Source organism: Micromonospora haikouensis, assembly GCF_900091595.1.
GTDB classification, from domain to species: domain Bacteria; phylum Actinomycetota; class Actinomycetes; order Mycobacteriales; family Micromonosporaceae; genus Micromonospora; species Micromonospora haikouensis.
The window spans coordinates 1-3,585 of sequence record NZ_FMCW01000078.1; the positions used below are offsets into that span (position 1 = coordinate 1).

4 protein-coding genes are annotated in these 3,585 nt (G+C 66.9%); all 4 read left to right on the forward strand.

The features are described 5' to 3' along the window. Positions 1–446, forward strand: a 446-nt coding sequence (locus tag GA0070558_RS33765; protein ID WP_176734490.1) for a hypothetical protein, incomplete at its 5' end; no start/stop codon positions are given. Next, the gene (locus GA0070558_RS32445; protein WP_091287333.1) at positions 446–1,513 is read left to right on the forward strand and encodes a hypothetical protein; all 1,068 of its coding nucleotides are present in this window, start codon (positions 446–448) and stop codon (positions 1,511–1,513) included. The genes GA0070558_RS33765 and GA0070558_RS32445, both read left to right, overlap by 1 nt. 705 nt (positions 1,514–2,218) lie before the next feature. Beyond that, positions 2,219–2,668, forward strand: a complete 450-nt coding sequence (locus tag GA0070558_RS32450) for a hypothetical protein (protein ID WP_141722434.1) — start codon at positions 2,219–2,221, stop codon at positions 2,666–2,668. Between the two features lie 66 nt (positions 2,669–2,734). Then, on the forward strand, positions 2,735–3,370 hold the full coding sequence (locus GA0070558_RS32455; RefSeq protein WP_141722435.1) for a hypothetical protein: 636 nt from the start codon (positions 2,735–2,737) through the stop codon (positions 3,368–3,370). Positions 3,371–3,585 lie beyond the last annotated feature (215 nt).

Sequence of the window (3,585 nt, forward strand, 5' to 3'; positions counted from 1 at the left end):
AACCCGGCATCCCACGACTTGACCAACTCCGCATCCACCACAACCAGCCAACGAGCGATCACCACCCGAAGCCACGACCCGCCGTTGCAGTACTAAGCGCGAAACTCGCCGCCCTCAGCGCCGGCATCGACCAGCGCCGCGAGCGCGTCACCTTCCTCGAAGCCCGCCACGGCGAATGGCAGCGCTGGTACATCGACGCCCTGCCCACCCGCTACGCCGGACTCGCCGCCGCCGCCGAACAAACCCGCCGCGCCGCGTACCGCCGCGCCAACCTCGCCGACGCCGTCGCCGCCACCACCGCCCGGGTTCGCGCCATCGACGACACCCGCCCACAACCTCACGCCGCACCCGTCACCCCGCGCCTAACCCAGCAGGCCAATGCCGCCCGCCGCCGCGTCAGCCCCACACCCGACCAAACGGTCGCCGAGGAAACGGAACTCGACTGATGGCCGCTCAACCCCACCCGATCGCGTTCGTCGACGAATCCTGGTTACAGCAACGCGGCAGCCCCGGCGCCTACCTCATGGCCGCCGTCATCATCGACCAAGACGACGTCGCGCCCGCAATCGCCGCAGCCAACGCCGCCGCTGCAGGCCACTCCTACCACTCATCCGAGCTGTATCACCGCGGCCACGTCGGCACCATCGAAGCGATGCTCGACGTCGTCGACGAACACGCCGGCTGGTCCGTCGTGTCCGCCCAAGTGCCTCTCGACAACGGCAGGCAAGCCCTTGCGCCCGACAACCCACAGAACATGCGCGGCCACCTCGAAGACCAGCGCGAATACGCCCGACAAATGAGCCTCGAACGGCTGCTGCGCTACCTCAACACCCAACGCGTCCAAGACGTCTACCTCGAAAGCCGCGCCAGCATGCGCGAGTGGCAGGAAGCCCGCGACGCCGGCAGCCGCCTACCCGCCACCGACCGCACGGACATCCGCGCCTACCGGCGTCTACTCGACCAGAACGCGATCAACCACCGCATGCGCCTCGTACACGTCAAAGACCGAAGCCACGCCGGACTGTGGATGGCCGACGCCGTCGCATGGTCGGCCGGCCGCGCCATCCGCGCCGACGAACCACAATGGTTCAACCGCATTGCCGACGTCGCCACCGTCCTCGAAGCAACGACCGGCGCGGAACTACGCCTCAACGAGAGAGGGGCCGCTCCACCAGAAGGCGAACGCGACCCCCACAACCTGAGCCAGAGTGCCCAGGCCATGTCCTCACCGACACTCTACTCCGCCAGCCCCGAACTGCACCAGAGCGGTGCCATCCTGCAAAGCCTCATTGCCCAAGCCGACCAAGCCAGAACACCAGCTTCCGATCAGCTGACCCGTCAGGTACTCGGCTACGTGCAGCACATCGCCGAACGCGTGGAACAGCTCAGCAAGACCGTCAACCAAATGCTCCCACCAGCAGCCGCAACACCCAACCCGCCGGCTGCTCCCCGACCACGCCCTGATCTACACGACGAGGTCCAGCCTGCCAACCAGCCCGACATCGCAGAGTGAAACCGCCCGTACATGCCTCCGGCACCTCACAGACAACGACGCCGCGCCCGAGCCGGCGCAACGCGTATGGCAAGGCTATCGGTCAGCCGCCGGCGGCTGCTCCGGATCGGGATCCGAGTGCGGGCCCTTCCGGACCACCGATTGATATGCACAGCAGATTTTCGATGCGAGTCACCCGGAAACGGTCCCCTAGCAGCCGTGCGCGGCCCGGATAACTCAGCCGCGGCGGATCGCCGGGGTGAGCGTTCTATCGCCTGCGACGATGGCGTCCGACCGATCCACGCTCTACCGGGCCCCAAAGGGGGTGTCGTGACCCGCGTCACAAAAGATTGATCGACACGGATTGTTATCAAGCGGTTGCAGCGTGCGAGTGCTGCTCGGGCATGCTGTTGACTCTGAGCTACGTCCATCGCCAACGCCGGGTTGGTCGCCCGACAGGCAGGGCAGCGGAACTTGTCAATGGTCTGATACGAAGGTCGTGCCCGCATACATGGGTGGCTGCGGTGATTTGGACACCGCAGCCACCGTATGCGCCGCGAAGCCCAGCCCTGTCCAGAAGGAGGACCTATGCGGTTCCGAGCAAGTCTACGTGCTGCCGTGGTGGTAGCCGGTATGGCGGTGGCCGCCGGCTTGACGCCCGCCGCCGCTCACGCGGCCGCGCCCGCAGCGCAACCTGACCCGGCGTCCGCCTACATCGTCACGCCGATGAAGCGTATCGGCGTCGACCACAAGATCGCCAAGGCCAACGGTTACGAGGTTCGCGTCGACAGCAACGGCGTCGAGTACGCCGCCAAGAAGGGTGAGATCACCCCGCTCAACGAGGTGCCCGGCGAGTGCGGGAGCTCGTTCGTCTACCTCACGGCGGTTGACACGAGCAAGCACTACACGTCCATCTACACCGGCTACTCCATCCGCAGCGACTGGCCGGGTGCGATCTACACGCACTGGGCTGTCAGCATGATCGACAACTACGGGTCGAGCACCAAGGACTGGGATGATCCCTCCACGCCGACGCACTTCTGGGCGAAGACCAAGGGCTTCACCTCCAGTGGTCCTGGCTGGGCCTACGCCGACGTCATCCTCGGTAGCATCGCCACCCTGTCCAACGGCACCATCTGCTACTCCCACGGCCCCTCCGCCAGCGCATACTTGTAGCCACCCGAGCTGCGGCAACGGGTAGGCTGCGGCACGAGACCACGGACAGGTGAGGGAGCCTCCAGCATGGCGCACACCCCCGGACAGCCAGGTCCACACGACCCCAGCGGAGCGTTCACACCGCCCACTGCGGAGGAGATCTACGGCTGGCTCGGCGTCCGGTTCGCCATGCTGGAGGCCCCCCACTACCGCGCCCACATGGTCGGCTGGCACAGGGAGACCACCCACGCCGACGCGCACGGAGTCGCCCGCGACCTGGGCCGACCGAGGCCCGTCGAGGTCCGCATCGGCCACGAACTCGACGACGACACCACCATCGATGTCACCACAGTCCGCGACGACACCGGGGGCGCCTCGGTGGTGCACCACCTGTGGACCAGCCTGATCAACTACCAGCTCGCACTGGCAGGGCGTCGAGGCGCGCCCCCCTGGGGCAGCGGTCCGCCACCACCGCAGTACGTCGACCGGCTCGACACCAACAACCCGCCCGAGCCCACCGGAACGCGCACGCTGTCTGTGGACGGCGGAGACACCACGGAGTGGGTCTACCTCGCCTGCCCGGACATGGCCACCGGAGCACCACTCGCCGCATGCGGGGGCCACATCGGAACCTCGCTGGTCATGGTCACCGGACCGCAGGACGCCGCCTTGACCGCGGGACTGCGTATGTTGCCCCAGCCCAACCTGCTCACGAGCGTCTGAAGCCGCCCTCCTGCGGCGGTAGCCCCGTATATCTCGCTGTTCGCGAACCTGCTGCCCGCAGCGACATCTACGCCGTCACGCAGACGATTCTCATGTGCCTCACGTGATCCATCGCTACCGCCTAGTACTGCAACGGCGGGTCGTGGCTTCGGGTGGTGATCGCTCGTTGGCTGGTTGTGGTGGATGCGGAGTTGGTCAAGTCGTGGGATGCCGGG

What these genes read in the sequence shown, in the direction of transcription:
- GA0070558_RS32450 (WP_141722434.1), top strand. Translation starts at nt 2,219, where the DNA reads ATGAAGCGTATCGGCGTCGACCACAAGATCGCCAAGGCCAACGGTTAC.
- GA0070558_RS32455 (WP_141722435.1), top strand. Translation starts at nt 2,735, where the DNA reads ATGGCGCACACCCCCGGACAGCCAGGTCCACACGACCCCAGCGGAGCG.
- GA0070558_RS32445 (WP_091287333.1), top strand. Translation starts at nt 446, where the DNA reads ATGGCCGCTCAACCCCACCCGATCGCGTTCGTCGACGAATCCTGGTTA.